General features: G+C 70.9%; 26 protein-coding genes. 10 read left to right on the top strand and 16 right to left on the bottom strand.

Annotated features, from left to right (window positions below):
* Positions 1 to 66: 66 nt before the first annotated feature.
* Positions 67 to 1,812, bottom strand: coding sequence for a protein kinase domain-containing protein (locus NQO67_RS08070; RefSeq protein WP_255948601.1), 1,746 nt, complete (start codon positions 1,810 to 1,812; stop codon positions 67 to 69).
* Between the two features lie 373 nt (positions 1,813 to 2,185).
* A complete protein-coding gene (locus NQO67_RS08075; protein ID WP_255948612.1) occupies positions 2,186 to 4,381 on the bottom strand; it encodes an N-6 DNA methylase in 2,196 nt (731 codons plus the stop codon).
* Between the two features lie 261 nt (positions 4,382 to 4,642).
* Between NQO67_RS08075 and NQO67_RS08080 the strand changes: the two genes are divergently transcribed.
* The gene (locus NQO67_RS08080; RefSeq protein WP_255948614.1) at positions 4,643 to 5,446 is read left to right on the top strand and encodes a DUF4190 domain-containing protein; all 804 of its coding nucleotides are present in this window, start codon (positions 4,643 to 4,645) and stop codon (positions 5,444 to 5,446) included.
* A gap of 134 nt (positions 5,447 to 5,580) precedes the next feature.
* Here the strand turns inward: NQO67_RS08080 and NQO67_RS08085 are convergent, their stop codons facing one another.
* Positions 5,581 to 6,711 (bottom strand): SGNH/GDSL hydrolase family protein, encoded by a 1,131-nt coding sequence (locus NQO67_RS08085; RefSeq protein ID WP_255948616.1) that lies wholly within the window; start codon positions 6,709 to 6,711, stop codon positions 5,581 to 5,583.
* A 393-nt stretch (positions 6,712 to 7,104) separates the two neighbouring features.
* On the opposite strand from NQO67_RS08085, the gene NQO67_RS08090 reads away from it, so the two are divergent.
* Together NQO67_RS08090 and NQO67_RS08095 are read left to right on the top strand one after the other, a co-directional pair.
* On the top strand, positions 7,105 to 8,364 hold the full coding sequence (locus NQO67_RS08090) for a glucuronyl esterase domain-containing protein (protein ID WP_255948618.1): 1,260 nt from the start codon (positions 7,105 to 7,107) through the stop codon (positions 8,362 to 8,364).
* A gap of 149 nt (positions 8,365 to 8,513) precedes the next feature.
* Positions 8,514 to 8,954, top strand: a complete 441-nt coding sequence (locus NQO67_RS08095; RefSeq protein ID WP_255948620.1) for an SRPBCC family protein — start codon at positions 8,514 to 8,516, stop codon at positions 8,952 to 8,954.
* Between the two features lie 24 nt (positions 8,955 to 8,978).
* Here the strand turns inward: NQO67_RS08095 and NQO67_RS08100 are convergent, their stop codons facing one another.
* Complete coding sequence (locus tag NQO67_RS08100) at positions 8,979 to 9,395, bottom strand: nuclear transport factor 2 family protein (protein WP_255948622.1); 417 nt, start codon at positions 9,393 to 9,395, stop codon at positions 8,979 to 8,981.
* A 113-nt stretch (positions 9,396 to 9,508) separates the two neighbouring features.
* Between NQO67_RS08100 and NQO67_RS08105 the strand changes: the two genes are divergently transcribed.
* Positions 9,509 to 10,144, top strand: coding sequence for an SMI1/KNR4 family protein (locus NQO67_RS08105; protein WP_255948632.1), 636 nt, complete (start codon positions 9,509 to 9,511; stop codon positions 10,142 to 10,144).
* 56 nt (positions 10,145 to 10,200) lie between these two features.
* Here the strand turns inward: NQO67_RS08105 and NQO67_RS08110 are convergent, their stop codons facing one another.
* The 3 genes from NQO67_RS08110 to NQO67_RS08120 form a co-directional block, all read right to left on the bottom strand.
* A complete protein-coding gene (locus tag NQO67_RS08110) occupies positions 10,201 to 12,144 on the bottom strand; it encodes an alpha-L-fucosidase (RefSeq protein WP_255948634.1) in 1,944 nt (647 codons plus the stop codon).
* 56 nt (positions 12,145 to 12,200) lie between these two features.
* The gene (locus tag NQO67_RS08115; RefSeq protein WP_255948636.1) at positions 12,201 to 14,393 is read right to left on the bottom strand and encodes an alpha-galactosidase; all 2,193 of its coding nucleotides are present in this window, start codon (positions 14,391 to 14,393) and stop codon (positions 12,201 to 12,203) included.
* Positions 14,394 to 14,627: 234 nt separating this feature from the next.
* Positions 14,628 to 15,176: a DUF3558 family protein gene (locus NQO67_RS08120; RefSeq protein ID WP_255948638.1), complete on the bottom strand. Its 549-nt coding sequence runs from the start codon at positions 15,174 to 15,176 to the stop codon at positions 14,628 to 14,630.
* A gap of 100 nt (positions 15,177 to 15,276) precedes the next feature.
* On the opposite strand from NQO67_RS08120, the gene NQO67_RS08125 reads away from it, so the two are divergent.
* The gene (locus NQO67_RS08125) at positions 15,277 to 16,311 is read left to right on the top strand and encodes a LacI family DNA-binding transcriptional regulator (RefSeq protein WP_255948646.1); all 1,035 of its coding nucleotides are present in this window, start codon (positions 15,277 to 15,279) and stop codon (positions 16,309 to 16,311) included.
* Here NQO67_RS08125 and NQO67_RS08130 read toward each other — a convergent pair.
* Positions 16,304 to 16,807 (bottom strand): ATP-binding protein, encoded by a 504-nt coding sequence (locus NQO67_RS08130; RefSeq protein ID WP_255948647.1) that lies wholly within the window; start codon positions 16,805 to 16,807, stop codon positions 16,304 to 16,306. The two genes, NQO67_RS08125 and NQO67_RS08130, sit on opposite strands and share 8 nt — an antisense overlap.
* A gap of 173 nt (positions 16,808 to 16,980) precedes the next feature.
* Between NQO67_RS08130 and NQO67_RS08135 the strand changes: the two genes are divergently transcribed.
* Both NQO67_RS08135 and NQO67_RS08140 read left to right on the top strand, forming a co-directional pair.
* On the top strand, positions 16,981 to 17,835 hold the full coding sequence (locus tag NQO67_RS08135; protein ID WP_255948648.1) for a helix-turn-helix domain-containing protein: 855 nt from the start codon (positions 16,981 to 16,983) through the stop codon (positions 17,833 to 17,835).
* Complete coding sequence (locus tag NQO67_RS08140; RefSeq protein WP_255948649.1) at positions 17,832 to 18,089, top strand: DUF397 domain-containing protein; 258 nt, start codon at positions 17,832 to 17,834, stop codon at positions 18,087 to 18,089. Before NQO67_RS08135 ends, NQO67_RS08140 begins: the two co-directional genes overlap by 4 nt.
* Here the strand turns inward: NQO67_RS08140 and NQO67_RS08145 are convergent.
* Entirely contained in the window at positions 18,086 to 18,988 is a 903-nt protein-coding gene (locus tag NQO67_RS08145; protein WP_255948650.1) for a S41 family peptidase, read from the bottom strand. The genes NQO67_RS08140 and NQO67_RS08145 overlap by 4 nt on opposite strands.
* 57 nt (positions 18,989 to 19,045) lie before the next feature.
* Here NQO67_RS08145 and NQO67_RS08150 point away from each other — a divergent pair, with 57 nt between their 5' ends.
* Complete coding sequence (locus NQO67_RS08150; RefSeq protein ID WP_255948651.1) at positions 19,046 to 19,591, top strand: ArsR/SmtB family transcription factor; 546 nt, start codon at positions 19,046 to 19,048, stop codon at positions 19,589 to 19,591.
* A 26-nt stretch (positions 19,592 to 19,617) separates the two neighbouring features.
* Here the strand turns inward: NQO67_RS08150 and NQO67_RS08155 are convergent, their stop codons facing one another.
* Positions 19,618 to 20,001 carry a VOC family protein gene (locus tag NQO67_RS08155; protein ID WP_255948659.1) on the bottom strand — a complete coding sequence of 128 codons (384 nt, stop codon included), beginning with the start codon at positions 19,999 to 20,001 and terminating at the stop codon, positions 19,618 to 19,620.
* Between the two features lie 112 nt (positions 20,002 to 20,113).
* On the opposite strand from NQO67_RS08155, the gene NQO67_RS08160 reads away from it, so the two are divergent.
* Positions 20,114 to 20,308, top strand: a complete 195-nt coding sequence (locus tag NQO67_RS08160) for a hypothetical protein (protein ID WP_255948661.1) — start codon at positions 20,114 to 20,116, stop codon at positions 20,306 to 20,308.
* Between the two features lie 13 nt (positions 20,309 to 20,321).
* On the opposite strand, the gene NQO67_RS08165 is transcribed toward NQO67_RS08160, so the two are convergent.
* From NQO67_RS08165 to NQO67_RS08190, 6 genes are all read right to left on the bottom strand, one after another.
* Positions 20,322 to 20,948, bottom strand: coding sequence for a hypothetical protein (locus tag NQO67_RS08165; protein WP_255948663.1), 627 nt, complete (start codon positions 20,946 to 20,948; stop codon positions 20,322 to 20,324).
* 125 nt (positions 20,949 to 21,073) lie between these two features.
* On the bottom strand, positions 21,074 to 21,715 hold the full coding sequence (locus NQO67_RS08170; RefSeq protein WP_255948665.1) for an SMI1/KNR4 family protein: 642 nt from the start codon (positions 21,713 to 21,715) through the stop codon (positions 21,074 to 21,076).
* A gap of 98 nt (positions 21,716 to 21,813) precedes the next feature.
* A complete protein-coding gene (locus NQO67_RS08175; RefSeq protein ID WP_255948667.1) occupies positions 21,814 to 22,605 on the bottom strand; it encodes an ABC transporter permease in 792 nt (263 codons plus the stop codon).
* Entirely contained in the window at positions 22,602 to 23,678 is a 1,077-nt protein-coding gene (locus NQO67_RS08180) for an ATP-binding cassette domain-containing protein (protein ID WP_255948687.1), read from the bottom strand. Before NQO67_RS08180 ends, NQO67_RS08175 begins: the two co-directional genes overlap by 4 nt.
* Positions 23,679 to 23,803: 125 nt before the next feature.
* The gene (locus NQO67_RS08185; protein WP_255948689.1) at positions 23,804 to 24,658 is read right to left on the bottom strand and encodes a DUF4097 family beta strand repeat-containing protein; all 855 of its coding nucleotides are present in this window, start codon (positions 24,656 to 24,658) and stop codon (positions 23,804 to 23,806) included.
* A 152-nt stretch (positions 24,659 to 24,810) separates the two neighbouring features.
* Positions 24,811 to 25,329 (bottom strand): toxin-antitoxin system HicB family antitoxin, encoded by a 519-nt coding sequence (locus NQO67_RS08190; protein WP_255948691.1) that lies wholly within the window; start codon positions 25,327 to 25,329, stop codon positions 24,811 to 24,813.
* Positions 25,330 to 25,669: 340 nt separating this feature from the next.
* Here NQO67_RS08190 and NQO67_RS08195 point away from each other — a divergent pair, with 340 nt between their 5' ends.
* A complete protein-coding gene (locus NQO67_RS08195) occupies positions 25,670 to 26,260 on the top strand; it encodes a helix-turn-helix domain-containing protein (protein WP_255948693.1) in 591 nt (196 codons plus the stop codon).
* The last annotated feature ends 44 nt before the right edge of the window (positions 26,261 to 26,304 follow it).

The following is a 26,304-nucleotide window of genomic DNA, read 5'->3' on the forward strand; positions in this document are numbered from 1 at the left end:
GCCCATGAACTCCGTGTCCCCGTCGACCCGATCGGCCGCGTACCGGCGGCCGGCCCGGGAGCCGGTTCAGCCGGGGACCTGGCCCAGCCAGTGCAGCATGCGGCGGATCTCCGTGGGGAACGCGTGCTGCGGCCCGTGCAGCCGTTCGGCGTCGTAGAGGAGGTGCGTGAGGGTGTCCCGGGCGCGGTCGCGTTCGCCCTGGGCCAGCAGCAGATGGCCGATGGAGCGCCGGATCTCCAGCGGGCGCGTCGGGTCGTCGGTGTAGTACTCGAAGGACGGGAGCAGCGTGCGGTAGGCCTCCAGGGCCTGGGCGACCTCGCCGAGTTGCTCCAGGCACTGGGCGGCCTCGTAGTGGAACCGGAGCGCCTGGCGGGTGGCGCCGACGCCGGTCTCCTTGCCGTACTCAGCGGCCAGCAGGCGGAGTACGGGCAGCGCCTGGCGGTACTGGCCGTTGTCCATCAAGGTGGCGGCGTACTGCTTGTGCAGGCTGCGGACGACCGGTGAGTGGGCGCCGTGGCGTTCGGCCGCGGCGGGCAGGATGCCGCCGAGGATGTCCACGGCGCGGGTGACCAGGCCCTGGTCGAGCAGCCGTTTGACCTCGTCGACGGCGGCCCCGACGTCGGGCCCGGCGGACGCGGCGGACGCGGCGGACCGCTGTCCGGGCGGCGCGGCGGCAGGAGCGGCGGCCACCGCGGTCCAGGCACCGGCGCGGGCCACGTCGGGAGCGACGGGGGCGACGGGCTGGGGGCCGGCCGGCTCGGCGGGCCGCGGAGCCGACACGCGCGGGTCGGACACCGGCACCGGGCGTACGGCCGCCGCACCGGTGCCTGCGGGAACGGTCGACGGGTGGGCGCGGTCCGGTGCGTGGGCGCGTGCGGGGAGCATCGGCCAGGGGGCGTGCGGCTGGCGGAACGGCCGGGTGGGGTCCATGGGGGCGAGCGGTGCGGGCGCCGGCTCGGCCTGCGGTCCCGCGACGGACGCGGGCAGCAGCGGAAGCAGTGCCTGGTAGACCTGCTGGGCGCTGCCGGGGCGCGCCTCGGGGTCCTTGCGGAGCAGGTGGAGGATCAGGGTTTCCAGGGCCTCGGGAACGTCGGGGCGCAGCCTGCGCACCGGGACCGGTTCCTCGTGCAGGTGGCGGTGGAGCACGTCCATGGGCGTGGGCCCGGCGAACGGGACCTGGCCGCTGAGGAGTTCGTGGAGCAGCACGCCCAGCGCGTAGAGGTCGGTGTACGGCCCGACGGTGCCGCCCATCGCCTGCTCGGGCGCCATGTAGGCGGGGCTGCCCACGGGTGAGTCGGTGCGGGTGAGCTGGGTGGTGTCGGTGCCCAGCGCGGAGGCGATGCCGAGGTCGAGGACGACGAGGGTGCCGTCCGGGCGGATCATGACGTTGCGGGGCTTGAGGTCGCGGTGCACGACCGGCACCGCGTGGACGGCGGTGAGCACCGCGCACAGCTGTGCGGCGACCGCGGCGGCCCAGCGCCACGGGTAGGGCTCGTGCTCGGCGAGGTGGTCGGCGAGGTCGGCCCCGTCCACGTACTGCATCACCAGGTAGAGGTCCTCGGCGTCGCTTCCGGCGTCGTGGACGGTGACGAGTCCGGGGTGGTCGACCTGTGCGGTGACCCGGCACTCGCGCACGAAGCGACGGCGGGTCTCCGCGGCGTCCAGGGTCCCGGTCACCCGGTCCACGCGCATCAGCTTGACGCCCACCCGACGGTCGAGGCGCCGGTCGTAGCCCATCCAGACCTGGCCCATGCCGCCCTGCCCGAGCGGCGTGGAAAGTTCGTAACGCCCGCCGATGACCTGACCGTTCACCGTGCTGCCTCCGTGCGGCACGGGACGGGCGGGACGGGTGCGGGGTGCTGGCCGGGGAACGGTGCGGGCGACATACGGATCTCGATCAGGGGAGTCACGGGTTCCGGGGCGGACGCCCTCGTCCGGCTGGGACTTCGGGCGTGGAGCGGAAGTGGGCCCGGGCGACCGCGACGGGCCGCGGGAACAGGTGAGCGAGCCTAGCAGGACGACCGTGCACCGCGGGGCCGGATATGACGGCGGACGGCGAGGAACGGGGTGCGGACGTAAGGGTCGCCGACGGGCCGATCGCCGGCACGGCGTTCGCCGGATGTCCGGCCGCCGCAGCGGAGCCCGCGGACCGGCCCCGGACCCGGGATGGGCCCGCCGCACGCGCTCAGTCGGGCGTGACCGAGCCGTCCGTCAGCCCGTCGTAGAACCCCTGCACCAGTTGCTCGCCGAGCCGGGACGTCAGGCGCAGCGCGCCCTCGAACGCGGCCAGCTCGCTGAACCGGCGTCCGTAGCGGCGCTGTTCGGCGAGCGGCAGCCGGGGCAGCTGGATCCTGCGCACGTCGAGCCGGCTGGAGGTGAAGGCGTAGCTGCTGGCCTGCCGGGTGTTGGCGGTGCCGCGCAGGAAGCCGGCGAGGAACCAGGGGTCGAGGGCGGCCGGGTCGGGGCGCAGCAGCATGAGGTTGCGGCCGAGTGCGGCACCGGCGGTGGCCTCGTCGACGACCCGGGCGATGGCCCCGCCGCCCAGGACGGGAACGACGACGTCGCCGGCGTCGAGCAGCACGGGCTCCTCGGCGGGCGTGGCCGCGGGTGCCTCGGGGAGCGTGCCGGAGGGTGCGTCGCCGCCGATGACGTCGTGGTCCGTGAGCACCACCGGGGCTCCCCCAAGTTCTCGGCTTCGCTCGAACAGGGCGGTACCCCCACCGGAGGCCGCCGTGCCGGAACCGCCGGAGCGCAGCAGCAGGGCGCCGGAGCGCGCGAGTTCACCGATCGTGGTCAGGGGCCAGCGGCCGGACGCGGTGGTGCTGGGACCGGGACCGGGCGCGACGGCGCCGTCCGCGGGGCGGGGGGCGAGTTCGGTGGTGCGGGCGAGGGTGTCGGTCAGCCGGTCGTGCACCCGGGCGAGTTCACCGGGGCCGCCGGCCGCGGCGGGCGGCGGCAGGTGCCGGGCGGGGGCGAGGTCGACGTCCTCGCCGAGCAGGTCGATGACGGCCAGCGAACGGCGCACGCCGGGCGTTTCCTCGATGTCACCGTCGCGTTCAAAGGTCTGCCACGCCTCGATGGCGGTGCCCCGGACACTGGCCCAGTCGGCCTTGTCGTGGCTCGCGGTGTCGACGACGAGCAGGTGCGGGTTGGGTGAGGTGCTGGCGCCGGGCTTGCGCAGGACCCACAGGTGCAGGGGGATGCCGTTGGGCGGGGCGGCGCCGGCGGGCAGCGCGATCACGGCGCGCAGCGCGCCGCGGCGCAGCAGGTCGGCACGGATCCGGCGGCCGGAGCGGCGGGACGCGGCGGCGGGCGGCATCAGCAGGACGGCGGTGCCGCCTTCGCGCAGCCGGGCCAGTGCATGCTGCACCCAGGCCAGCTCGGACTCGGTGCGGGCCGGCAGGCCGTACTCCCAGCGGGGGTCGTAGGCGAGTTCCTCGTGACCCCAGTTGCGTTCGTTGAACGGCGGGTGGATCAGTACGGCGTCGGCGGTGACCAGGGGAAACGCATCGGCGCGCAGGGTGTCGGTGGCCTGCGCCCGGACCACGGCGCCGGGCGCGGCCAGCGCGAGGCGGAGCGCGGCGAGCGCGGCCAGGTCCGGGTCGGCCTCCTGCCCGTAGAGCGTGACGGGCGGGTCCCCCCGGCGCCTGCCGGACGGCCGGGGGACGGCGGTGAGCAGCGCGCCGGCGCCGCAGGCCGGATCGAGGACGGTGCCCAGCGGGCCGGCCTGCGCGGCCAGTTCGGCCATCAGGTCGGCGAGCCCCGGCGGGGTCAGGGTGTACTGGCGGGGGTTGGTCGCCAGGTGACGGCCGAGCAGGAAGTCGTACGCCTGCGCGGCGCCGTCCTGGGCGGCGAGGTCGCCGGTGGCCCGGGCGAGCGCGGCGGACGGGGCGAGGGCCTCGCCGGTCAGCCCGCCGACGGGGTGTGCGTCGCCGAGCCGGTCGGCCAGCACCGAGTCCAGCACCGCGGGCAGGACGCCGGTCAGCGCGGCGTCATCGGTGGCGCGCAGCCGTTTCCACACCGTGGGGCGCTCGTGCACCAGCAGCAGCACGGCACCGGCCTGGCGTAGCGCCGCCGGTGCGCCGGCCGGGTGCCCGACGAGTTGCTGCCAGACCTGCTCGCGCAGCGGTACCTCGGCGAGTTTCCCCTGGTCGCGCAGCCACTGCTCGATCTCGTGCAGGGCGAAGGCGGGACTGGACTCGGTGCCGCCGACGGGCTTGGGGAAGTCCGCGTGGCGGCGCCGCCAGTTGCTGACCGCGGCGCGGCCGACGCCGGCGAGCCGGGCGATGCCGGTGGCGGTCACCTGAGCCGGGCGATCCGCCGACCCGGAGTCCGCGGCCTTGTCCGGTGCTGCGCCGTCCACCGCCTGGCTGGCTCCCATGCTCCTCCTGCCGTGAGGGGTGGGTGGGAGCACCTCCCACGCCTGTAAGGCGGTGGCGGAGTACTCCCAGCCCGACCTACCCGACCTGCCCGCGCCCCCGAGTCCTTCACGGTCAGCATAACAATCCACCTCCAGCAATCACCCTTCACAGCGTGAACCATGCATCTTTCTTTACTCGTGTTGACTCGATTCACAGGCTCTGCTCTGATTGACCCATCGCTTCAGCGACTACCCAGTCGAGTGGCCGGAAGGGGCCCACGCATGTCTCAGCAAATGCAGTACCAGCCCAGCCCGCAGGGGCCGTACGGCGCTCCCCCGCCTGCTCAGATGCCCCAGGCAGCCCGTAACGGGCTCGGCACCGCCGCCCTGGTCCTCGGCATCATCGGAGCGCTCAGCGGTATCCCGATGATCCTTTTCTGGCTGGCCGCCCCGCTCGGCATCCTGGCGCTGATCTTCGGCTTCGTGGGCCGCAGCCGGGTCAAGAAGGGCCAGGCCACGAACAAGGGCGTGGCGATGACCGGGCTGATCCTGGGCGTGATCGCGATCATCCTGTCGATCGTCGGCGCCTGCGTCACCGTCTTCGCGGTCAACAAGGCCACCGACGAGGTCCAGAAGCAGGTGGACCAGCTCCAGGGCCAGCCGAAGGACTCCTCCGGCAAGAGCGCCCAGAACCTCGCCCCGGGCGCCACGGCGAAGTACAACAACGGCGTCCAGGTCACCGTCTCGAAGACCAGCCCCTACACGATCGACCCGAACACGCTGATCGACGGCCACGCCGACGGCAACAAGGCGTATCTGGTCACCGTGACGGTCAAGAACGGCGGCAGCAAGGTCTTCGACGACCCGCTCGTGCAGACCAAGGCCCGGGTGGACGGCAAGGAGGTCCAGGAGGTCAACGACGACAAGCACGGTGTGCTGCACGCCGACTTCGGCGACTCGATCGCCGTCGGCGAGTCGGCCAGCGTGGAGATGGTCTTCGACGTGCCGCCGACCGCCAAGGAACTGGACGTCGAGGTCACGCCGGACCTGCTGCTCGACGGCGTGCACTGGAAGCTGGGCCTCTGAGGCACGCGCCGCACGGCCACGCTCCTCCCCCCTCCTCTCCCTCCCCTCCCCCGACCGGTCCGGCACCGCGCTCCCGCGGTGCCGGACCGGCGCCGTTCACAGGGCGGACCGCCGCCCGGCGCCCGCCGGCCGTCTCACCAGTCCAGCGGAAGCGTCGCCAGGTAGTCGTCGAGCAGCCCCGAGATGATCCGGTCGTCGTGGACCGAGGGGTGCCAGTCGCAGCCGAGCCGGTCCAGGCTCGGATCGTCGTAGTACCAGTAGCCGATCCGGTCGTCGCCCCGCTGGTTGCGGTCCGCGACGATGCGCTGGGCGGTGTCGGCGAAGGCGGTGGTGCCGGACACCGCCGTGGCGCTGACCACGAGGAACGAGCCGGCGCCGTACCGGGCGCGCAGCTTGTCCAGGAAGCCGTGGTACGCGCTCTCGTAGTCGGCGATCAGCTCGTCCTGGGTGCTCCACTTCTCACCCGCGCCCAGCGCCGTCGAGAAGTCGTTGATGCCCAGACCGATCACCACGACCTGCGGGCGCCAGCTGCTCGGCACCGACCAGACGTCGCCCTCGACGTTCAGCAGGGCGCGGTCGTAGTAGGTGCGGAAGTCGGTGCCGGGATCGCCGCCGCCGTAGTTGCGGACCATGCCCCGGCCGGAGAAGGCGTTGATCTGGTAGTCGGCGTCCAGGCCGTGCGCGGTGAGGGCGCCGAAGGAGAGGTCCGCGTCGGAGTTGCGGTTGACGCCGCCGTTGCTCGAACAGTCCCGGGTGCCCGAGACGTTGCCGTAGCCCGCGGTGTAGGAGTCCCCGATGAACTCGATCTGCCTGCTGCGCGCCGCGGGCGGGGCGAGGACCTCGCCCCCCGGAGCGGCGACGAACCCGCCGAACCGGCCGGCGGCCCAGGTGCTCTCCGTACGCTTCACGAGCCGCACGCTGTGCTCGGCGTCCGCAAGCTGGTCGACCCAGTAGGTGGTCTGGCCCGGAAGCACCAGGGTGGCGACCGTCGCGCCGTCGACCTGGACGTCGTAGTCGTTGTCGGAATCGGCCAGGACGATCCCGACGCCCGTGCCACGGAACCGGCCCTCGAAGTAGATGCCGGGCCAGGTGTACTGCACGGTGCCGTCACCGGCGTCCTTGACCCGGCCCACCGTGTGGAACCCGGACTGCGCGCCGGACGCCTGCGAGGGAGAGGCATGCGAGGGGGAGGCGATCGCGGTGACGGCGCCCGCGGCGGCGACCGCGAGGAAGGTCCGCCGGGAGAGGTGACGAGATGGGGGCATGGGCCCTTCCTTGGTGGGGGGACGGACGAGCGGGAACCCTCGAATGGGAGCGCTCCCATTTTGTTCCCATTGAGGGTGACTGGCCGCCTACGTGCCCGTCAATCCCCGTGCACGACCGACCCGTTGGCCGGGTCGGATGGGGTGGCGCGGCCAGCTGACATCCCTTACCGTTCCTGTGTACTGGGCCGCGGTTGAGGCCTGGGGGCAGCTTCGACGAAACATCGTGGTCTGGTGCACTTCCCACAAACTGGCGTGCACCGGCGGGCATACAGCTTGAAGTCGCAGGGCGACCGTCGAGTCGTGACGCGGCTTCGCGTGGCGACACGGCTTCGTGCCGTGCGGCAGAAAGGCTTGTGTTGTCGAGTGCGCGCCTCCCTATGGAGGTCCCTCAGCATGCGCTTCCATCGATATCGGCCCCGGGTGTGGATCGCGTCGGTCTTCGTGGCCGCAGCGAGCCTGGTCATCACCACCCCGATGGCACAGGCCGGCGTCGCCGACAGTGTCAGAGCCCCGCAGGTCCAGGCCGGTGGTGTCGAGGACGACGGCACCGACTGCCAGGTGCCCACCCCGACCACCACCAACAACTCCAAGCTGCCGGACCCGTTCACGAAGATGGACGGCTCGCGCGTCACCGCCAAGTCCGACTGGCGCTGCCGGCGCGCGGAGATCAAGAAGATGGCCGAGACGTACGTCTACGGCACGAAGCAGCCCAAGCCGTCCAGCGTCACGGGCACGGTGTCCAGCTCCAACATCACCGTGAACGTGTCGGACAACGGCAAGAGCTCCAGCTTCTCCGCGTCGGTCTCCCTGCCGAGCGGTACCGGTCCCTTCCCGGCCGTCGTGGTCCTGGGCGGGTTCGGCGCCGACACGTCCACCATCAAGGCCGCCGGCGCAGCCGTCATCAACTACGACCCCCTCGCGGTCGGCAAAGAGGGCACGCCGAGGAACAACAAGCAGGGCGCGTACTACAGCATCTACGGCTCGTCGAGCACCACGGGCCTGCTCGCTGCCTGGTCGTGGGGCGTCAGTCGCATCATCGACGTCATCGAGCAGTCCGGCGGCAGTGTCCTCAAGGCGGACGCGGTCGGGGTCACCGGATGCTCCCGGTACGGCAAGGGCGCCTTCGCGATCGGCGCGTTGGACCAGCGCATCGCCCTGACCATGCCGATCGAGTCGGGCACCGCCGGTGTCCCGATCTACCGCGGCATCGCCCAGGAAAGCGGCTCCCAGCCGCTGAGCAGCGCCTACTCCGAGCAGCCGTGGTTCGGTGACGCGTTCAACTCCTTCACCGGCAACCCGAACGCGTTGCCGATCGACACCCACGAGATCATCGGCCTGATCGCGCCGCGCGGCCTGTTCATCATGGAGAACCCCTCCATCGACTGGCTGGGCGCCAAGTCCGGCAGCGTGGCGGCCCTGGGTGGCGCCGAGATCTACAAGGCGCTCGGCCAGCAGGCCAACATCAGCTACATCTCGGACGTCCAGGACGGCACGCACTGCGCCGTCCGGCCCGAGTGGAAGACTCCGCTGACGCAGAGCATCCAGACCTTCCTGAAGGGCTCCGGCACCCCGCCCGGCGTGTTCAAGGTCTCCAGCAAGAAGCCCGGCGACCTGTCGCAGTGGCGGACCTGGACGACTCCGACCCTCAGCTAGTCGCTGCGACTGACGCGGTGAAAGGACCCGAGGCCCGGCGCGCGAGCGTCGGGCCTCGGTGTGTTTGACTGCGGTCCACGTACGGCTCGCTTCACCTCGTTCCAGCCACTCCCGCTCGTTTCAGCTCGCTGCACCCGTGAGAGGCCGACATGCCGGAATTCACGTTCACGCTTCGGATCGAGGCGCCCATCGAGCGTGTGTGGGAGGTGGTCGCCGACATCGAGGGATGGCCCGAGATGACGCCGTCCGTGGATTCGTCCCGGGCACTGGATGCGAACGTGGTGGCGACGGGCAACCGTTTCCTGCTCAAGCAGCCGAAACTGCGTCCCACCGTCTGGACCGTCACGGAGGTCCGTGCCGGCGAGTACTACTCCTGGGAGTCCCGTGCCGCCGGCATCACCACGCGGGCTGACCATCTGCTGGTCGCCGAGGACGGCGGCGTGCGGCTTGAACTCCTCATCCGGCAGGACGGGTTGCTGGCGGGCCCCGTCGCCCGGTTCACCGGGGCGATGACCCGGCGGTACATGTCCTACGAGGCGAACGGCATCAAGCGGCTGAGCGAGCAGCGGGCGCAGGGCGACGGTGGCTGACACCGCGACGGCTCGCCGCCTGGGCTAGCCGGCGCTCGTCAGCCCGCCCAGAGGTGTGCGGCGTGGTGACAGCTTGCGGTGGTCGATCCGCCAGCCGTCCGGGGTGCGCACGACGGTGTCGTCGTAGGAGACGGAACCGCAGGAGCCGTCCGCCTGGACGCCGAGGCCCTTGGAGCGGACCCGTACCCGGCCGTCCGCCGACGCCGTGATGACGACGTTGGTGACGTGGTGCGCGACGGGGTTGGCGGCTCCCAGCGCCCACGCCGCCTCCCGGATGGCCGCCACCCCCACCAGCGGCTCCTGGCCGAACTCAGTGACGTCGTAGACGACATCGGGGGTGAACAGCTCGTCCAACCGGTCGAGGCTGCCGTCGTCGACGAGATGACCGTGCAACGAGATCAGTTCCGTGATGGCCAAGCGGTCTTCAAGAGCGAGTGACACGGGCGTCCTCTCCGGGCTGGCGCGGAACGGGGCCAGCCCGAGCGTCGATCCTTCAACCAGGCGTCGATCCTTTCATTCCGGTGGCTGTCAGTGCCGGGTGGCACGATGCCGGTATGACAGCACCAGGAGGGTCAGCGGGACCGGTCGCGTCGATGGCGCCGGTGGAGGCGGCCTGGGAGCGCATCGAGACCTGGCTGGCCGGGCACGCGCCGGTCACCTTCGCCGCGCTGGCGCCGCCGGCGGAGCGCGCCGCCGTCGCCGCGGCGGAGGAAGCGATCGAGATGCCCTTCCCGGAGCCGTTGCGCAGGTCGCTGCTGCGGCATGACGGCACGACGGATTACCGCACCCTGCTGCCACCGTTCTGGAGACTGCTGAACGTCGCGGAGATAGCGAACAGCTGGCGTATGCGGACCGACATCCACGGAGACCTGTGGCCCTCGGACCAGGACGAGGAGGAGGACGATCCGGACGCGGACCACGGGCCGTGGTGGCACCGGCGGTGGATACCCTTCGCCGCCGACGACTGCGGGGACTACCTGGTGGTCGACGAGCGCCCGACCGCCCGGCGCCGCGGGCGGATCGGGAACGCCGACCACGAGGACGGGTGCAACTTCCGGCAAGGGCCCATGTGGACCTCGCTGCCGGCGCTGCTCGCCATGACGGCCACCGCCCTGGAGACCGGCGAGCAGGTGGGCGGCTGCAAGCCGTTCGTCACCCCGGAGGGCAAGCTGGACTGGGACATCCTCTGACCCTCGCCCACCCCTCGCCGGTCCTCAGCGTCAGCCGTCCTCATCCCTGCCGGCCCTCACCCCTGGCCGGCCGGTGACCGGAAGCCGACGCGGATCTCGTCGATGGCCAGTTTCCGGTAGAAGTTCGGCACCGTCTCGGCCGCCCAGGTGGTGTCGACGGTGAGCCGGACGAAGCGGGTGTCGGGGACGTCCAGGTCGATGAAGCGGACACCGCGCGCGCTCTCCAGCACGCCGGTCAGCACGGGGGCGCCCCAGTCGGCGCCGTCGTCGCTGATGTGCACCTGGTAGTCCTTGATACGGGCCGAGTCCTCCTTGCGTCCGAAGGTCTCGCGGTTGTACGTCGGCGAGTTCTCGCGCTGGTTGACGGCGAGGAACGTCACGGGCCGTCGGCCGTGCAGGTCGAGGGTGAGCGAGACCGGCAGGTTCGTGTCGTTGTCCCACCAGGTCAGGAACGAGCCGTCGGTGACGTTCTCACCCCCGTGGCCCGCCGCGCCGGCGCTCGCCGTCGAGCTGATCGAACCCTGCGGGTAGAAGCCCTCGCGGTCCCCGGTGAGGACCGTCAGCACGGTGTCGTACGGGTCCCAGTCCGTGATGCCGGTGATGGACACCCAGCCGTCCCGCTGGGTGAACGACAGCCGCTTGCCGGTGCGCAGCTCGCTCACCCGGCGGATCCGGTAGCCGTTGTCGCGCAGCATGAGGGCATCGGTGCTCGGCCGGGTGGTGACGTGGATGTACTGGCGGAACGGGTCGGACTCGCTGATGGTGATCACCCCGTACGCGCCGTCCCGCCACGCGCCCGGCTGGAGCCCGCCGTACATGTACCCGCCGCCGAGGGTGCCGGAGATCGACTCCCAGATCGGCGGCAGATAGCCGGCCATGAAGTCGTTGAAGGCCTCCTGCTTGTCCGGGAACCTGCCGTTCACCTGCGCGGTCTCGGCCATCAGCGACTTGATGGAGGAGCCTGCGTTGGTGATGTAGCGGCCGACGTTCAGCCCGAGGTCGACGTCGGAGTCGGAGCCGTCGAACCACCACGAGCCCTTGCTGGGGAGCTTGTAGTCCGCCTCGACGATGCGCGGCATCGGGGTCCACACGGCCGCCGGGTAGTCGTACGGCGGGGTCATGCCGACCTTCTGCTCGTTGCTGACGGTGTCCATGATCGACGTGTCTTCGTTGTTGTTGGAGAGCAGCATCTCCGGGCGCTTGTTCCGGATCAGCTCGTAGAGGCCGTTCTGCTCCCAGTACTCGTTGTCGTTGTCGATCCAGAAGCCGGCGAGGTCCGGGTAGCCGTCCATGACCTCGACGAAGTTGTCGAAGGAGAACTCGCCGAACCCCATCCGGGTGGTCAGGTCGACCTCTTTGCCCTTGTAGGCCGAGTACGCGGCGGAGTCCAGCTGCTCGAAGCCGCCCTGGTCGTGCCACTGCGGGTCGTCGGTCATGTAGAGGATGACGTGCAGGCCCTCGGCCTTGGCGGCGGCGATGGTCTCGCCCAGGAAGTCCCGTTGGGTGCGGGCGCTGCCGGGGATCCTCGACGGCCAGGCGCGTGCGTATCCGAGCCTGCTGTGGAACGTGGTCAGCACCAGGTAACTCGCGTGCAGCTTGCGTGCCTCGGCCACCCAGTAGTCGGCGCTCCAACCGCCGTCGGTGACCGCCGCCTCCCAGGACGCGCCGTCCTGGTGCTCGGGGACGGTGCGCATGCCCCAGTGCAGGAAGAGGCCGGCCGTCGCGGCACGCAGCCACTTCTGCCGGGGGTCGAACAGTTCCTCGGGGAGGTCGGGGAGGTCGGAGGGGTCGGCCGGGGCACCCTTCGGGGTCGTGGCGGTGCCGGAGTCCGGCGCCCCGGGCACGGCCGCCGCCCGCGCGGTCGCCACCCCCGGCAGCGCACCGGACAGCGCCACGGCACCGGCAAGGGCGCCGGTCGCCTTGAGGACGGTGCGTCTGGACGCCCTGGCCAGGCCATCCGCGCTGGGCGTCCGTGCCTCGCCATCCATGTTCGACGTCATGCTCGTCACCTGATTCCTTGACGGTTGTTGCGTTGATTGAGTGGGTGAGGTCGCACCTACTGGGGCAGGCGGCGCAAACGCACCAGCGCGCTGGCCCAGTCGCCGCTGCCGAGGCGGTCGCGGATCGGCAGGCCGGCGTGCATGAGGAGGCGGCCGGTGACGGGGGAAGCGGAGGCGGCGCCGTCCCCCTCGGGCGAGGTGCCGACCTCCTCGTAGCGCGCGTCCGGGTCGAGCCCGGCCAGCCGCAGCACGCCCGGGGTGGGCCCGAGGTCGGCGTGCGGACGGTAGAGGAGGACGACGACGTCGCCACCCTGCACGTACTGGACCGCTGACAGCCCCCGGCCGGGCTCGGCGCCCAGCCGGTGCTGCTCGCCGAACTGCACGGCGGCCCGGATCTCCTTGTACCGTCCGACCAGCCCGCGGGCTTGGGTGAGTTGTTCCGGTGCCCAGGCGCGCAGGTCGCCGCCGATGCCGAGCACGCCCGCCATCGCCACGTGGAACCGGTAGGCAAGCGGGGTGCGCGCCGCGTCCGTGACCCAGGCCGCCATGACGCCCGCGGGAAGGATCTGGCTGAAGCCGTGCTGGATGGACTGCCGGTGGTGGCCGTCGGTGTTGTCGGAGGTCCACACCTCGTCGGTGCGGGCCAGGATGCCGAGGTCGGCGCGGCCACCGCCGCCCGCGCAGGACTCGATGCGCAGGGCGGGGTGGTGGGCGCGCAGCCGGTCCATGACGGCGTACACGTTGCGGGTGTGGTCGATCCACAGGCGATCCTGGTCGCCGTCGCGCGCGCCGTCGCCCGCGGTGTCGGGGCCGGCGGCCCGCTCCGGCCATCCAGCCTGCGCGAAGGCCCGGTTCATGTCCCACTTCAGGAAGCTGATGCCGTGGTCGCCGACGAGCCGGTCCAGCCAGTCGAAGGCCCACTCGCGCACGTCCTCGCGGGCGAAGTTGAGTACCAGCTGCCCGCGCAACGTGTCGCGGTGGCGGTGCGGGTGGTGCAGCACCCATTCGGGGTGCTCGCGGTAGAGGTCGCTCTCGGGGTTGACCATCTCCGGCTCGACCCAGATGCCGAACGCCATGCCGAGCGTGCGCACCGCGTCGGCGAGCGGCCGCAGGCCGTTCGGGAAGCGGTCCGGGTTGGGCCACCAGTCGCCGAGCCCGGCGGTGTCGTCCAGCCGCCCGCCGAACCAGCCGTCGTCGACCACGAAAAGCTCGGCGCCCAGGTCGGCCGCCTTCCGGGCGAGTTCCAGCTGACCGGCCTCGGCGACGTCGAACCCGGTCGCCTCCCACGAGTTGTAGAGCACCGGCCGGACCTCTCCCGGACGGGGCAGCACACGGGTGCGTGCGTGCCGGTGCCAGGCGCGGCTCACGGCGCCGAAACCGCCGTCGCCGTACACGCCGAGCACGGGCGGGGTGGTCAGCTCATCCCCCGGCCCCAGCCGCCAGGTGACGCCGTCGTGCCCGAAGCCCGCGGTCACCGCCGCACGCCCCTCGAAGCGTCGCTGTGCGGTGAGCCGCCACGTGCCGCTCCAGGCGAGCGCCACGCTCCACACCTCGCCGCGTTCCTCGGTGGCGGTGCCGTCGTCCACCATGATCCACGGGTTGGCGTGGTGGCCGGTGATGCCGTGCCGGCTGCCCAGGGTCAGCTCGCCGCCGGGCAGGCGCTCGCGGCGCAGCTGGCTCTCGGCGGCCCAGGCGCCCCAGACCGCGCTGTAGCGGTAGTCGGGCAGCTCGGGCAGCAGCCAGCTCCCGGAGTCGGCGCGGTGCACGGTGAGGGCGACGTCGTGCGGCCACCCGGCCGGGTCGGTGTGACGGAGCGTCACCCACCGCTCGATCGCGTCCGAGCCCTCGCTCACCCGGTGGTGCAGCACCACCCGAAGCGGAAAGTGCCGATCCGTGAGAACGAGATCCAGCCGCCTGCCGTGCTCCTCCTCCACCACGTCATCCGAGATCAGGACGAGTTCGAGCGAGCGCACCCCGCCGGGGAACGTCACTTGCAGCGACGGCACTCCCCAGCGCAGCCCGCCGTCCACCGGCAACAGCTCGGCGACGTCCAACGGCAGCCCGTACGGCGCCGTGGTGAACGGCTCTCCCGACCGCCCGGCGAGGCCCACCGCATCGGCCGTGCTCAGCCGGGCGCCCCAGTACAGCTGGACGAGCCGGTCGTCCGCCGCGGCGTGCACGACGTAGCTGGTGGTGCCGGTGGACAGCACCCAGACGCGTCGCTTGCGGTCGACGGCAACGGAGGCCATGGCCCGTCCTCTCGATTCTGGCGCGCGACTCGGCGGTCCGTGAGCGTTCACGTGAGCGCTCACGTGCGTGGCTCACGGACGAGCCTGGGACGGCCGGTACCGAGTGTCAACCCCCGTGACGGCAGCGGCCCGACCGACGACAGCGGCCGGACCAACGACTGCGGCCGGACCAACGACTGCGGCCCGACCCCACGAGGGCCGGGCCGCACATGTCTGCCCGCTCAGGCGGGCATCTCAGGCGGGTATCCGGCCTGCGACGACCGCAGCCGCCTGCTGCGCGATGTCGCAGGTCTTCGGCGGATCCACGTCGTGCGTGACGGTGACGTCCACGAGCTCGTCGGCGGTCACTTCGAGGACGACGTTGCAGCTCTTCAACCCGCCGACGTTGGTCTCCGACAGGGCGGCCCTGTGCCCTGCCATGTCGGGCAGCGCCTTGACCGTCGAACCGTGGAAGTCCATGTCGTAGACGTCCTTGCTGACGTCCTTGATACGGATGGCGAAGTCGTAACCGCTGCACGTGTCGCCGCTGGAGGTGGGCTTGAAGGTGCTGTCCTTGTTGAGTTCCGGCACGTCGGCGGGCTTGAGCAGGGTGCACGGGTCGGTGCCGGCGAGTGGTGCACCCCTCTTGCCGCTACCCTCCGCGTCCGACGTGTCGCCGCTTCCCGGGCTGCTCGAACTCCTGACGCCGCCCACGCCCATGCCGTTGCCCTTGCCGTTGCCGCCGCAGGCTGCGAGCCCCAGCGCGCAGGCCAGGATCGCAGCAGCCGCCACCACACGTCGCATTGAGTGTCCCCCCTCAATTCCGGTCAAGGCCGAATCGTATCGGAGGGGTCGTCGGGGTGCTTCCTCTCGGGAAGGCGTCCGGGACGGTTAGGGTTCCCCCGTGGCTACGACGAACAGGCCGCGCCGCGTCACCATCGACGACGTGGCACGTGCGGCGGGGGTCTCGCGGCAGACCGTGTCCCGGGCCATCAACGACAAGCCCGAGATCGACCCGGCCACCCGTCAGCGCATCCTCGCCGCGGCCCAGCGGATGGGCTACCGCCCCAGCCGCTTCGCACGCGGCATGGTCCGGCAGTCCACCACCACGCTCGGCCTGGTGATCGCGGACGTGCTGAACCCGTTCTTCCCCGAGGTGGTGGCCGGCGTCCTGGAGGCCGCCGACGCCCGCGGCTGGCACGTGGCCGTCTACACCACAGCGTCCCGGATCGCCCGTGAGCAGGAGGTCGCGGAGACGGTCATCGACCACGCGGACGCCTGCGTCGCCTTCCTCCTCGACGACGCCGCCATCGCCCGCATCGCCTCCTCCGGTCTCCCCTTCGTCCTCCTCGGCAACGAGGACCGCCCGGTTCAGGCCCCGACCGTGCGGATCGACTTCGGCTCCGGCATCCGGCAGGCCTTCGCCCACCTGGTCTCCCGCGGCCACCGCAGGATCGCCATGATCGACGACCGGGCCCGCGCGGAGTCCGGCACCAACGACGTACGCAGCACGCTGTTCACCGAGGTCGCCGCCGAGTTCGACCTGCCCGTCGAGCCGGGCTGGCGCCAGCTCGCGGACAACTCCGTCGCGGGCGGGGCGGACGCCATGGAACGCCTCCTGACGACCGCCCCCGAGATCACCGCCGTCGTCTCCTACAACGACATGATCGCCATCGGCGCGATGCGCCACGCCCTCGCCCGCGGCCACGCCGTCCCCGCCGACCTCGCCTTCGTCGGCTTCGACGGCCTGGCCCTCGGCGAACTCGTCGACCCCCCGCTGACCACCCTCGCCATCGACAAGCACCGGCTCGGGCGGGCGGCGGTGGAGCAGGTCGCGGACCAGATGGCCGGTACGACCGGCGGTTCGGCGGGCGGTTCGGCGAACGGGACGCCGGACACCGTGATCCGGACGGAGTTGGTCGTACGGGGGTCTACGTGACGGGTCGGCCGTCGTCCCCTCGTCCCTGCCGCTGCCCCTGCCCTCGCCACTCCCGTAGGTCCAGTTCCGCCCAGACGGTCTTGCCCGGACCGACCCGCTCACCGACGCCCCAGCGGGTGGTGACGGCGTCGACGATCAGCAGGCCCCTGCCACCGTCGGCCAACGTGGCCGCCTCGTCCGACGGTTTCGTGGTCACTGCCGGCCACTCCTGATGCGTGTCGGACACCGCCACGCGGATCACTCCGGCCTCACGGTCGTAGGCCAACCGCAGCTCGAAGTCGCGCCCGGGAACGCATCCGTGCGTGACCGCGTTCGCGGCCAGCTCCGCGACCACCAGCGCAACGGTGTCGGAGATCGCCGAGCCGTACGGCAGCCCCCAGTGGTCGAGCCGCTGTGTGGCCAGCCGGCGCGCTAACCGCGCCCCTCGACGCGTCGACGAGAACCGCTGCACGAACCCACTGACGGTGACGGCCTCCTGGGCCGATGAGCCTGGCATGCGCCCAGCGTTCCGACCCGAATGCCCAGGTCGGCAGGCACGACACCCATACAGTCCGGGCTGTATCAGTACGTGCACGGAACTGTATGGGTCGGTCCACGTAACCCCGTATCCCCAGGCCAGTTGAACACATAACCGAACGAACGGATCGGTGCAACGGGAGGCGGACGACGATGGCACCAGACCACCACACCGAAGACGGCAACCACCAGACCGAACCCGAACTCTCCGACGGCCTCAAGACCTTCGGCGCCGTCCTGAAGGCACTACGGGAGGCGGCTGGCCTCACCCAGGAGGAACTGGCGACGGAGGTGCGGTACTCGGCCGCCTACGTCGCCAAGTTCGAGCAGGGCAAACGGTTCCCACCGGCGGATCTTCCGACGCGGGCGGAAGGTCCGTTGGGGGACACGGCCGGGAAGGTGCTCGCGGCGGCGGCGAAGACGTTGCGGCGGAAGGCGGGGCTTGCGTCGTGGTTCCTCCAGTGGGCGGGGATCGAGCAAGAGGCGATCTCCCTATACGCGTATGAGTGTCGGACGGTTCCGGGGTTGTTGCAGCCGGAGGGATATATCCGGGCGGTCTTCGAGCGCAGGTTGCCGTCCGTATCGGAAGCGAAGCTTGAACAGGAGGTCGCCGCACGATTGGAACGCCAGCAGCTCATCATGCAGAAGCCCGATACGACCTTCAGCTTCGTCATCGAAGAGGCTGTGCTGGAGCGCCGTCTCGGAGGCCCGTCCATCACGGTAGGCGTCATCGACCACTTACTAAACACCGGTCAGCGTCCCAACGTGGATATCCAAATCATGCCGCTCCGAAGGGAAGACCACGCCGGCGCCAACGGTCAGATGTACTTGGCTGAAAGCCCTCAACACGAGTGGTACGGCTATGTCGAAGGCCATCGGTCGAGTGCACTGATCACGGCCCCCGGGGACGTGAGTGTGCTCCAGCAGCGTTATGGCAAGCTCCGTTCCCAGGCCCTGGATTGGCGGGCTACTGTGAATCTGCTGGAGCAGACGCGAGGAGCGATATGACCACCACCCCTAAGCTGAACTGGTTCAAGAGCAGCTACTCCGGCGACGAAGGAGACAACTGCATAGAGGTGGCCCTGAACTGGTCCAAGAGCAGCTACAGCGGTGGAGGCGGCGGCAACTGCATAGAGGTAGCCCTACACCCCACCACCGTCCACATCCGCGACTCCAAAGACACCGCCGTCCGCCCCCTCACCGTCACCCCCGCCGCCTGGTCCGCCTTCACCGCGCACGCGGCAACGAGGTCTCTGCACTAACCGATCACGCCCAGGGCAAGTGCGTGGGCGCGGTCGAGGGCGTCGGCGGCCGGGCAGGGGACGTCCGGCTGTACGCCGACGCCTTCCCAGTTGGTGCCGGAGACGGGGTTGACCGCCCGGCCGACCGGGATGGTCGCCTCCAGGTGCGGGTGCACCGTCCAGCCCTCGCGCGGGTGCGCCCCACCGCCGGTCACCTCACCGACGACCTGGGCCCGATCAAGCTGTTGCAGGTCGTAGGCCAGCTCCTCGCCACCGGAGAAGGTGGCCCCGCTGGTGAGCACGTACAGCGGCTTGCTGCCGCCGAAGCGCGCGCCGGGCACGTACGGCGGACTCCAGAACTGGTCCTGGCGGTTGCCCTGGCGCGAGTGCAGGGTGTTGAGGTGGGTGCGCTCGTCCAGCAGATAGCCGCAGACGAAGGCCACCGTGTCCGGGCTGCCGCCCGTGGTGCGGCGCAGGTCCAGGATGAGCGCGTCGGCGCGGGCCGCCAGGGTGAACGCGGCGGCGAGCGGTTCGGCGCACCATTCCAGCGGGAACAGCTTCGGGGCCAGCTCCAGCACGGCGACCCGGCCATCGAGCAGCTCGACCCGCGGGGCGCCGCCCAGTGAGGTCTCGAACTCCCGCCGCATGGACGCCAGGGCCGCGGCACCCGCGTCCGGGGGCACCGGCTCGTCGTGGTGTTTCAGCCGCAGGTGCAGGTCGCCGTTGATCGACTGCATGTCGGTGGTCACCAGGGCGGCCAGGGTCGCGGCGTCGTCGACGTCGTAGGCGCCTTCGGCCAGGCGTCGCCGCAGCAGGCCGGCGAGCTGCTCGCCGACCTCGGGGAAGACGTAGTGCTCGACGAGGAGCCGTGCGGTCTCGTCGACGACGGGGGCAGCGTCGACAGAAAGGGCAGTGGTCATGGCGAGGAGTAGAGCACTGCCGTTGAAAAAGCGTCAAGAGAGTTAGACACTTAGCCCATGACCGATCAGCGTCCGAGCCACCCACCACCACCTGCCGAGGTACAGGAGATCGGCGAGCCGGAGCAGTTCGCGGCGCTCGCCCACCCGTTGCGTCAGCGCCTGCTGTTCGCGCTGGCACGCAGGCCCGCCACCATCAGCCAGCTGGCCGTGCAACTGGACGCGCGGAAGGGCAACGTGGCCCACCACATGAAGGTGCTGCGTGAGGCCGGCCTGGTGTACGTCGCCGAGACCCGCCAGGTGCGCGGCGGCACGGAGCAGTACTACCAGCGCACGGCACGCCGCATGTTCGTCGCCGAACCGCAGGCGGCCGGGACCGCGGCCATGCTCGGAGCGGTCGCCGAGGAGTTGGACCGCTCGCCGTCCGAGACCCACCTGACCCTGCGACACCTGCATCTGAGCCCCGAGAAGGCACAGAAACTCGGCGAGACCCTGACACGGCTGGTCGACGAGCTCGAGGAGGACTCAGCGGACCAACCCGTGCACGGTGTACTGGTGACCCTCTACCAGCAGGCGCATCGGTCCGACGACGGGGCTACTCCGTAGGGGCGACGGGCTGGGCGGCCAGGGCGTCAGAGGGGCTGTAGCCGGCGGCGCAGCAGGCAGAACTCGTTGCCCTCCGGGTCGAGTAGGACGTGCCAGCTCTCGGTGCCGGTCTGGCCGATGTCGGCCGGGCGGGCGCCGAGTGCGAGCAGTCGCTCCAGCTCGGCGTCCTGGTCGCGGTCGGTGGCGTTGACGTCGATGTGCAGGCGGAGCTTCTCCGGGCGCGGGTCGCTGGTGGGGCTGAGGATGAGGGTGGGCTGCGGGCCGCCGAAGCCGGCGTCGGGCGGCCCGATCTCGATGCTTCCGTCGTCGTCACGGTCGAGTTCGACGTAGCCGAGGACCTCGCTCCAGAACGTGGCGAGGCGGTCGGGGTCGGCGGCGTCGATGACCAGCTCACTGATGCGGCATGCCATGCCCGTCAGGGTACGTGGACGGGTTCATCACCGGCGCCATCAAAGGAACCTCAGAGACCCGGATCGCAGTCCTTCCGGATAGACCGGATACACGATCGTAGAGGTGAGGAACATGGTTCTACTGGCACTGCTCGGCATCGCGGTACTCGCTGTCGGCGGCGGTTGCGTATGTGTGGTGTGGGCGGAGCGCGGCGGGCCTCGTTGGGCCCGTGGCGTGGCGACCGTGACGCTCGCCGCAGGAGAGCTGCTGCGCCAGAACCGTCGCCGGAGCCTGAACCGGCCCGCGAGCGGCGATGACGGTGACTAGTGGACAACCCCTCCTAGGCCCCGGGAACGTTGTTCTGCACCCGCCCCAGCACGAGCCCCGAAATGCCGGCGACGGCCACCACGGCGAGTCCGACCGTCGCGCGGACAACGCTCCCACCTGCCCAGTCGTCGCCCACGTAACCGAGCGCCCAGAGAGCAAGGAACAGGGCCGAGACGGTCCCCCAAGGGGCGGCGGCCAGATCGCCGCGCAGGACCTGGCGGATGGCCACGGCGGCCAGCGCCGTGAAGAAGGCGGCGAGCGACAGCACGGCGGTCATGACACCGAAGGCGCCGGAACCGGTGCGCGCGAACCCGGGGAGGAACACCGCCAGCAGCGTGGTCAACGCCGCCCAGAGCAGGGTGACCACGCCCAGGCACCACACGGTTCGCCGGAGGGTACGCGGGGCCGGCCCGGGCGCCGCCGCGTCGGCATCGTCGGCACCGTCGGAGGCGGAACGATCTCGTTCCCGCACATCCGTGAGCAGCCGCCGTATCCCGCTCGCGGCCCATACGCCGATGACCAGACCCACCACGAGCCAGGGCCATCCGCCCGCGTCACCGGTCAACACGGCATGGCAGCCACCGGCGACCAGGCCGATCGCCAACGGAGCGGATAACCCGCTGACTTTGGAGTTGAGCATGCGTCCCCCCGGATACCAAGGCCCCGCTTGGAAGACAAGTGTGCTGGAGCGGGACAATTCAGTCCAGGCTCCCGCGGCCCGGGGGTGGAGCCGGAACGGAGCCGGAACGGAGCCGGGACACTCCGTCAGCTCCCGGTGACGGGCTCCCAAAGGCCTTCCCAACCCGGCGGCGCCTCCCACGCCAGGGCGCGCAGGTTCAGCAGCCCCGGTTTCTCGCCGTCCACCAGATCCGGAGTCTCGAGGCGGTCCGCCATCTCCTCCAGGTAGGTCGTCAGCGACTCATACCGCGGCGAGCGGTCGCCGTACCGGTCCCAGCTGCAAATCCGTCCGGTCTCCGCGTCCAGGTAGAGACCTGAGGCGTGATCGGTGACGCCGGCGGAGCAGAAGGGGATCCAGGCGGGCCGCCAGAACGGGTGCTCCTCGTCACCGTCACTGCGCTGGAGGCCCATCATCATCTCGTACACCTGGACCAGGGCCTCGAAGTCCATCAGCACCCAGTCGCCGAGCATGAACGGGGGCCATGGCACCGGGTACATCCCGGCGTGCTCCTTCCAGAGCGCCAGCAGCCCCGGGCGTATCCGTACGCCGATCCTGTCTCGCACCTCGGCGACCTCCGATGGGAGAGCGCCGCGACGCAGCACGGCCAGCGTCCCGGGCGCGTACCGGCCGAGCCACGCCTCTATGCGCTGCCACGCGTCGGCGACCTGCCGTGCCTCGACCGCTGCCTGCCGCGCCTCCGTCAGGCGGCGCTCCGTCTCGTCGTCCATGACAGTCAACGTATGCCAGAGGTATGTCAAAGGGCGGCGTACGCCGACGTGGTGTCGGAGTACGCCGCCATTTCCCGCTTACTTCAGGTGGGGTCGGGTCACCTCGGGTCCTGGTTGAACTTCGAGGTCGACCAGAAGTAGCCGAGCACGGTCAGCGCCACGCACCAGACGACCGCGAGCCATCCGTTGTGGCCGATGTCGGTGCCGAGCAGCAGCCCCCGCAGGGTCTCGATGGCCGGGGTGAACGGCTGGTACTCGGCGATCGGCTGGAACCAGCCCGGCATCGTGTCGAGGGGGACGAAGGCGCTGGACAGCAGCGGCAGCAGGATCAGGGGCGTTGCGTTGTTGCTGGCGGCCTCGGCGTTCGGGCTGATCAGGCCCATGCCGACGGCGATCCAGGTGAGCGCCGTGGCGAAGAGCACCAGCAGCCCGAGGGCCGCGAGCCAGTCCAGGACGGTGGCGTCGGTGGAGCGGAACCCGATCGCGACGCCGACGGCGCCGACGAGGACGACGCTGATGATGGACTGCAACACGCTGCCGATGACGTGTCCGACGATCACGGAGCCGCGGTGGATCGCCATCGTGCGGAAGCGGGCGACGATGCCCTCGGTCATGTCGTTCGAGACGGAGACCGCGGTACCGACCACGGTGCTTCCGATGGTCATCAGCAACAGGCCCGGGACGATGTAGGCGATGTACGCGGAGCGGTCCGGACCGCCGCCGCCGATGCCCGCGCTCATGGTGTCGCCGAAGACGTAGACGAAGAGCAGCAACAGCATGATCGGGGTGAGCAGCAGGTTCAGGGTGAGGGACGGGTAGCGCCGCGCGTGCAGCAGGTTCCGGCGCAGCATGGTGGAGGAGTCGCGCACGGCGAGGGAGACGGAACTCATCGGACGGTTTCCTTAGGCTGGTCGGAGGGGTCGGACGGGTCGGACGGGTCGGACTCGGATGACCTGGCTGACTGGGCTGACTGGGCTGACTGGACGGGCACCGTGGAGCCCGTCAGCGCGAAGAACACGTCGTCGAGGTCGGGCGTGTGCACGGTCAGCTCGTCGGCCTCGATGCCCGCCGCGTCCAGCCGGTCGAGGATCACGCGCAGCTCACGCTGGCTGCCGCCGGCGCTGGGGATCTGGAGCGCCAGTGCCTCGTCGTCCCGGGTGACGTCACGCAGCGCGGACGCGGCGGACCGGTACGCGGCCGGGTCGGTGAAGCGGAGCCGGACGTGTCCGCCGGGGATGAGCCGCTTCAGCTCGTCGGCGGTCCCCTCCGCGGCGATCACGCCGTCGTTGAGCACCGCGATGCGGTCGGCGAGTTCGTCGGCCTCGTCCAGGTACTGGGTGGTGAGGAAGACGGTGACGCCGTCGGCGACGAGTTCGCGGATGATCCCCCACATGTTGTGGCGGCTGCGCGGGTCGAGACCGGTGGTCGGCTCGTCGAGGAAGATGATCCGCGGGTTGCCGACGAGGGTCATGGCGATGTCCAGGCGGCGCTTCATGCCGCCGGAGTAGGTGGAGGCGGGCTTCTTCGCGGCCTCGGTGAGGTCGAACCGCTCCAGCAGCTCGGCGGTGACCCGCCGCCCCTCCCGCTTGGAGAGATGGTGCAGGTCCGCCATGAGGAGCATGTTCTCCTCGCCGGTGATCAGCCCGTCGACGGCCGAGAACTGCCCGGTGACGCCGATCGCGGCACGCACGGCCTGCGGGTCGGTGGCGATGTCGTGGCCCGCGACCTGGGCCTGGCCGCCGTCGGCGGTGATGAGCGTGGAAAGGATCTTCACGGCGGTGGTCTTGCCGGCCCCGTTCGGCCCGAGCAGCGCGAACACGGACCCGGTCGGGATACGCAGGTCGATCCCGTCGAGGACGGTCTTGTCGCCGTACGACTTGCGCAGGCCGACAGTGGAGACGGCGGCGGGCGACGAGTGATCGCCTCCTCGCCTTTTGGACGTGGACATGACAGAAGAAGGCATGGAGTCCTCCCGTTCGAGGGCGTTGTCGAGGATGTCGTCGAGGACGTTTCCGAGGACGTTTTCGAGGGCGTTGGAAGGCTGAAGGCGCCGACGACGTAGGTGAGTTGAGGCGGAGGCCGCTGGGATCAGGCGGCGGTCTTGGCGCGGCGGACGTCGATGTTGCCGTACCGGGTGCGGGCGCGGATCTTGACGGTGTCCTCGGTCTCCTCCGGGGCACCGGACGCGGTGAGCGCGTTGCGCACCTGGCCGGAGGCCGAACTGGCGTCGAGCCAGGCGGCCGTGCCCTCGCGGACGCCGATGTCGATGGCGCCGTAGGAGGTCTCCAACTGGACGGTGCCGCGGGCCACCTCGTCCACGCGGAGGGTGCCGTGGGCGGTGGTGGCGGTGACCGAGCCCTCGGCGCGCCGGATCTCGATGTCACCGTTGGCGCCGCTCACGCGCAGTTCGCCGGTGACGGCGCCGACGGTCGTGGTGCCGTGCGAGTTCTTCAGGACGGCGGTGCCGTCGACGAGGCCGACGCGCAGGCTGCCGGAGCTGGTGGTGATCTCGGCCGCGCCCTCGACCCGATCCACGGTGATCGAGCCGTGCGACGCCTTCAAGTGGAGCGGTCCTGTGGTGTCGAGGCGGACGTCGCCGGACGAGGTCTTCACGTCGACCTTGCCCAGGCGGCCCTCGCCGAGCACCTGGGCCCAGGCGCCGGTCATGTCGATACGCGAGCCGGAGGGCAGTTCGACCGTCACGTCCACGGTGCCGGTGCGGCCGAGCCCGAACAGATTGCCCTTGGGCGTCCTGACGGTCAGGGCGCCGCTCACGTAGGTGACCTCGGTCGCCTCGGCCGCACGCACGTCCAGGTCCCGCTTCGGATCACGGGGCCGCGCCTCGACGACGGTGTCGGAGCGGTCGCTCGCGGTGAACTGGATGGAACCGGCCTCCACGTGCGCCGTGGCCGAGATCGGTTCGGGGGTGTCGAAAGAAGGCATGGCTGTCCCGTCCTCTTGGGTCTTCGGGGCGTCCCCGCTGGTGGGACGTGGTGTGAATGAAGTGGTGTGGGCGAAGCGGCGGTGCGGGTGAAGCGGTGTGGGTGAAGCGGCGGTGCGGGTGAAGTGGTGGTGCGCCTGGGCGGGGGCCGCGGTTAGCGCACCCAGCCCGTGAAGCTCTGTCCGAGGCTCTGGCTCTTCTCCGTCGTACGCGGCCGGGTGCTGCCGTCGACCGCGGCCGACACGGCGCGCACCAACCACGCGTTGACCGACAGGCCCTCGCGGGTCGCGGCCTCCTCGGCGCGGGCCTTGAGGTGGGCCGGCAGCCGCAGGTTCACGCGGGCGGTGCCGCCCTCGTCGGCGTCGGCGGGGATCGGGGTCGTGAGCGGTTCGACGGGCGGGGCCGGCTCCACGGGGCCGCCGACGTCGATGGGCGGCGGTGTGACCACGAAGTCGGGGTCGAGCCCGCGCAGCCGTACGTCGACCGAGCCGGGGGCGAGTTCACGGGTGATCTCGTCCATCGCGGCGGAGAGCACGTTGAGCATGGTCAGCCGGGTCGCCGACTCCAAGGGAGCGGTGAGCCTCTCGGCCAACTCACGAGCTTCATCGCCACCGGCTTCGGCGGCCACCGCAAGTTCACGGCGGAGAGTGTCGACGTACGGGGTGAGGTCCATGACGCCATGATGGCACCACCATGGCGCCATACGCAAGCCCGAATGGCGCCACCTCGGGAGGGCCGCCAGAAAGTCGCCCCTGAACTGCGGAAACATGACATCGACGAGGCGAGTTTCCGCGGCGTCGCACGGCTTCACGCGCCTCCGAAGGCGCCATGTGGCACCGGATGGCGCCAACCAGTGACACTGGATTGACTCCGGCCGGCACCGGTCGGCGATGTCGCCAAAAGCGCCAGGGTGGCACCATCTGGCGCCACGTGGCGCCACCCATGCCAGGCCGGCCGTAAGCCCCCATTGTTCTCAATTTCGAGAACGTTATCAAACATGAGATCATGAACGCATGGCACCGTCGAACCTTCTGCTCCACCCCGTACGGGCGCGCATCCTGCAAACCCTGCTGGGCGCCGACGAGCTGACCACCGCTCAGCTACGCGCCCGGCTCCCCGACGTCTCCGCGGCCACCATGTACCGGCACGTCGCCACCCTTGCGCAGGCCGGCATCCTGGAAGTGGTCAGCGAGCGGCGGATCCGAGGCACCATCGAACGCAGCTACCGGATCCGCCAGGAAGAGGTTCTCGTCGACGACGACACCCGCACCAGCATGACCAAGGACGACCACCGGCAGGCCTTCACCGTCTTCACCGGCGCCATGATGGGCGACTTCGACCGCTACCTCTCCCGCGACGACGCCGACCCGCCCCGGGAAGGCGTCCTCTACCGGCAGGGTGCGGTCTGGCTGACCGACGACGAGTTCACCGAGCTCGTCGAGGAGATCGAAGCCGCCGTCGCCCGCCGCACCCGCACCACCCCGGGCGACGGCCGCACCCGCCACATCCTCAACCTCGTCCTCGTCCCCGACAAAGCCGCCACCGCCACCGCCACCGGGACCGAGGACGGATCCGCCCGCGGGCACCTCATGCACGACCGGTAGCGCGCCGCACTCACTCCGCGGGCGCACTCCGCGGGCGCACTCCG

Origin of the sequence: Streptomyces odontomachi (assembly GCF_024435355.1) — a bacterium.
Classification (GTDB): Bacteria; Actinomycetota; Actinomycetes; order Streptomycetales; family Streptomycetaceae; genus Streptomyces; species Streptomyces odontomachi.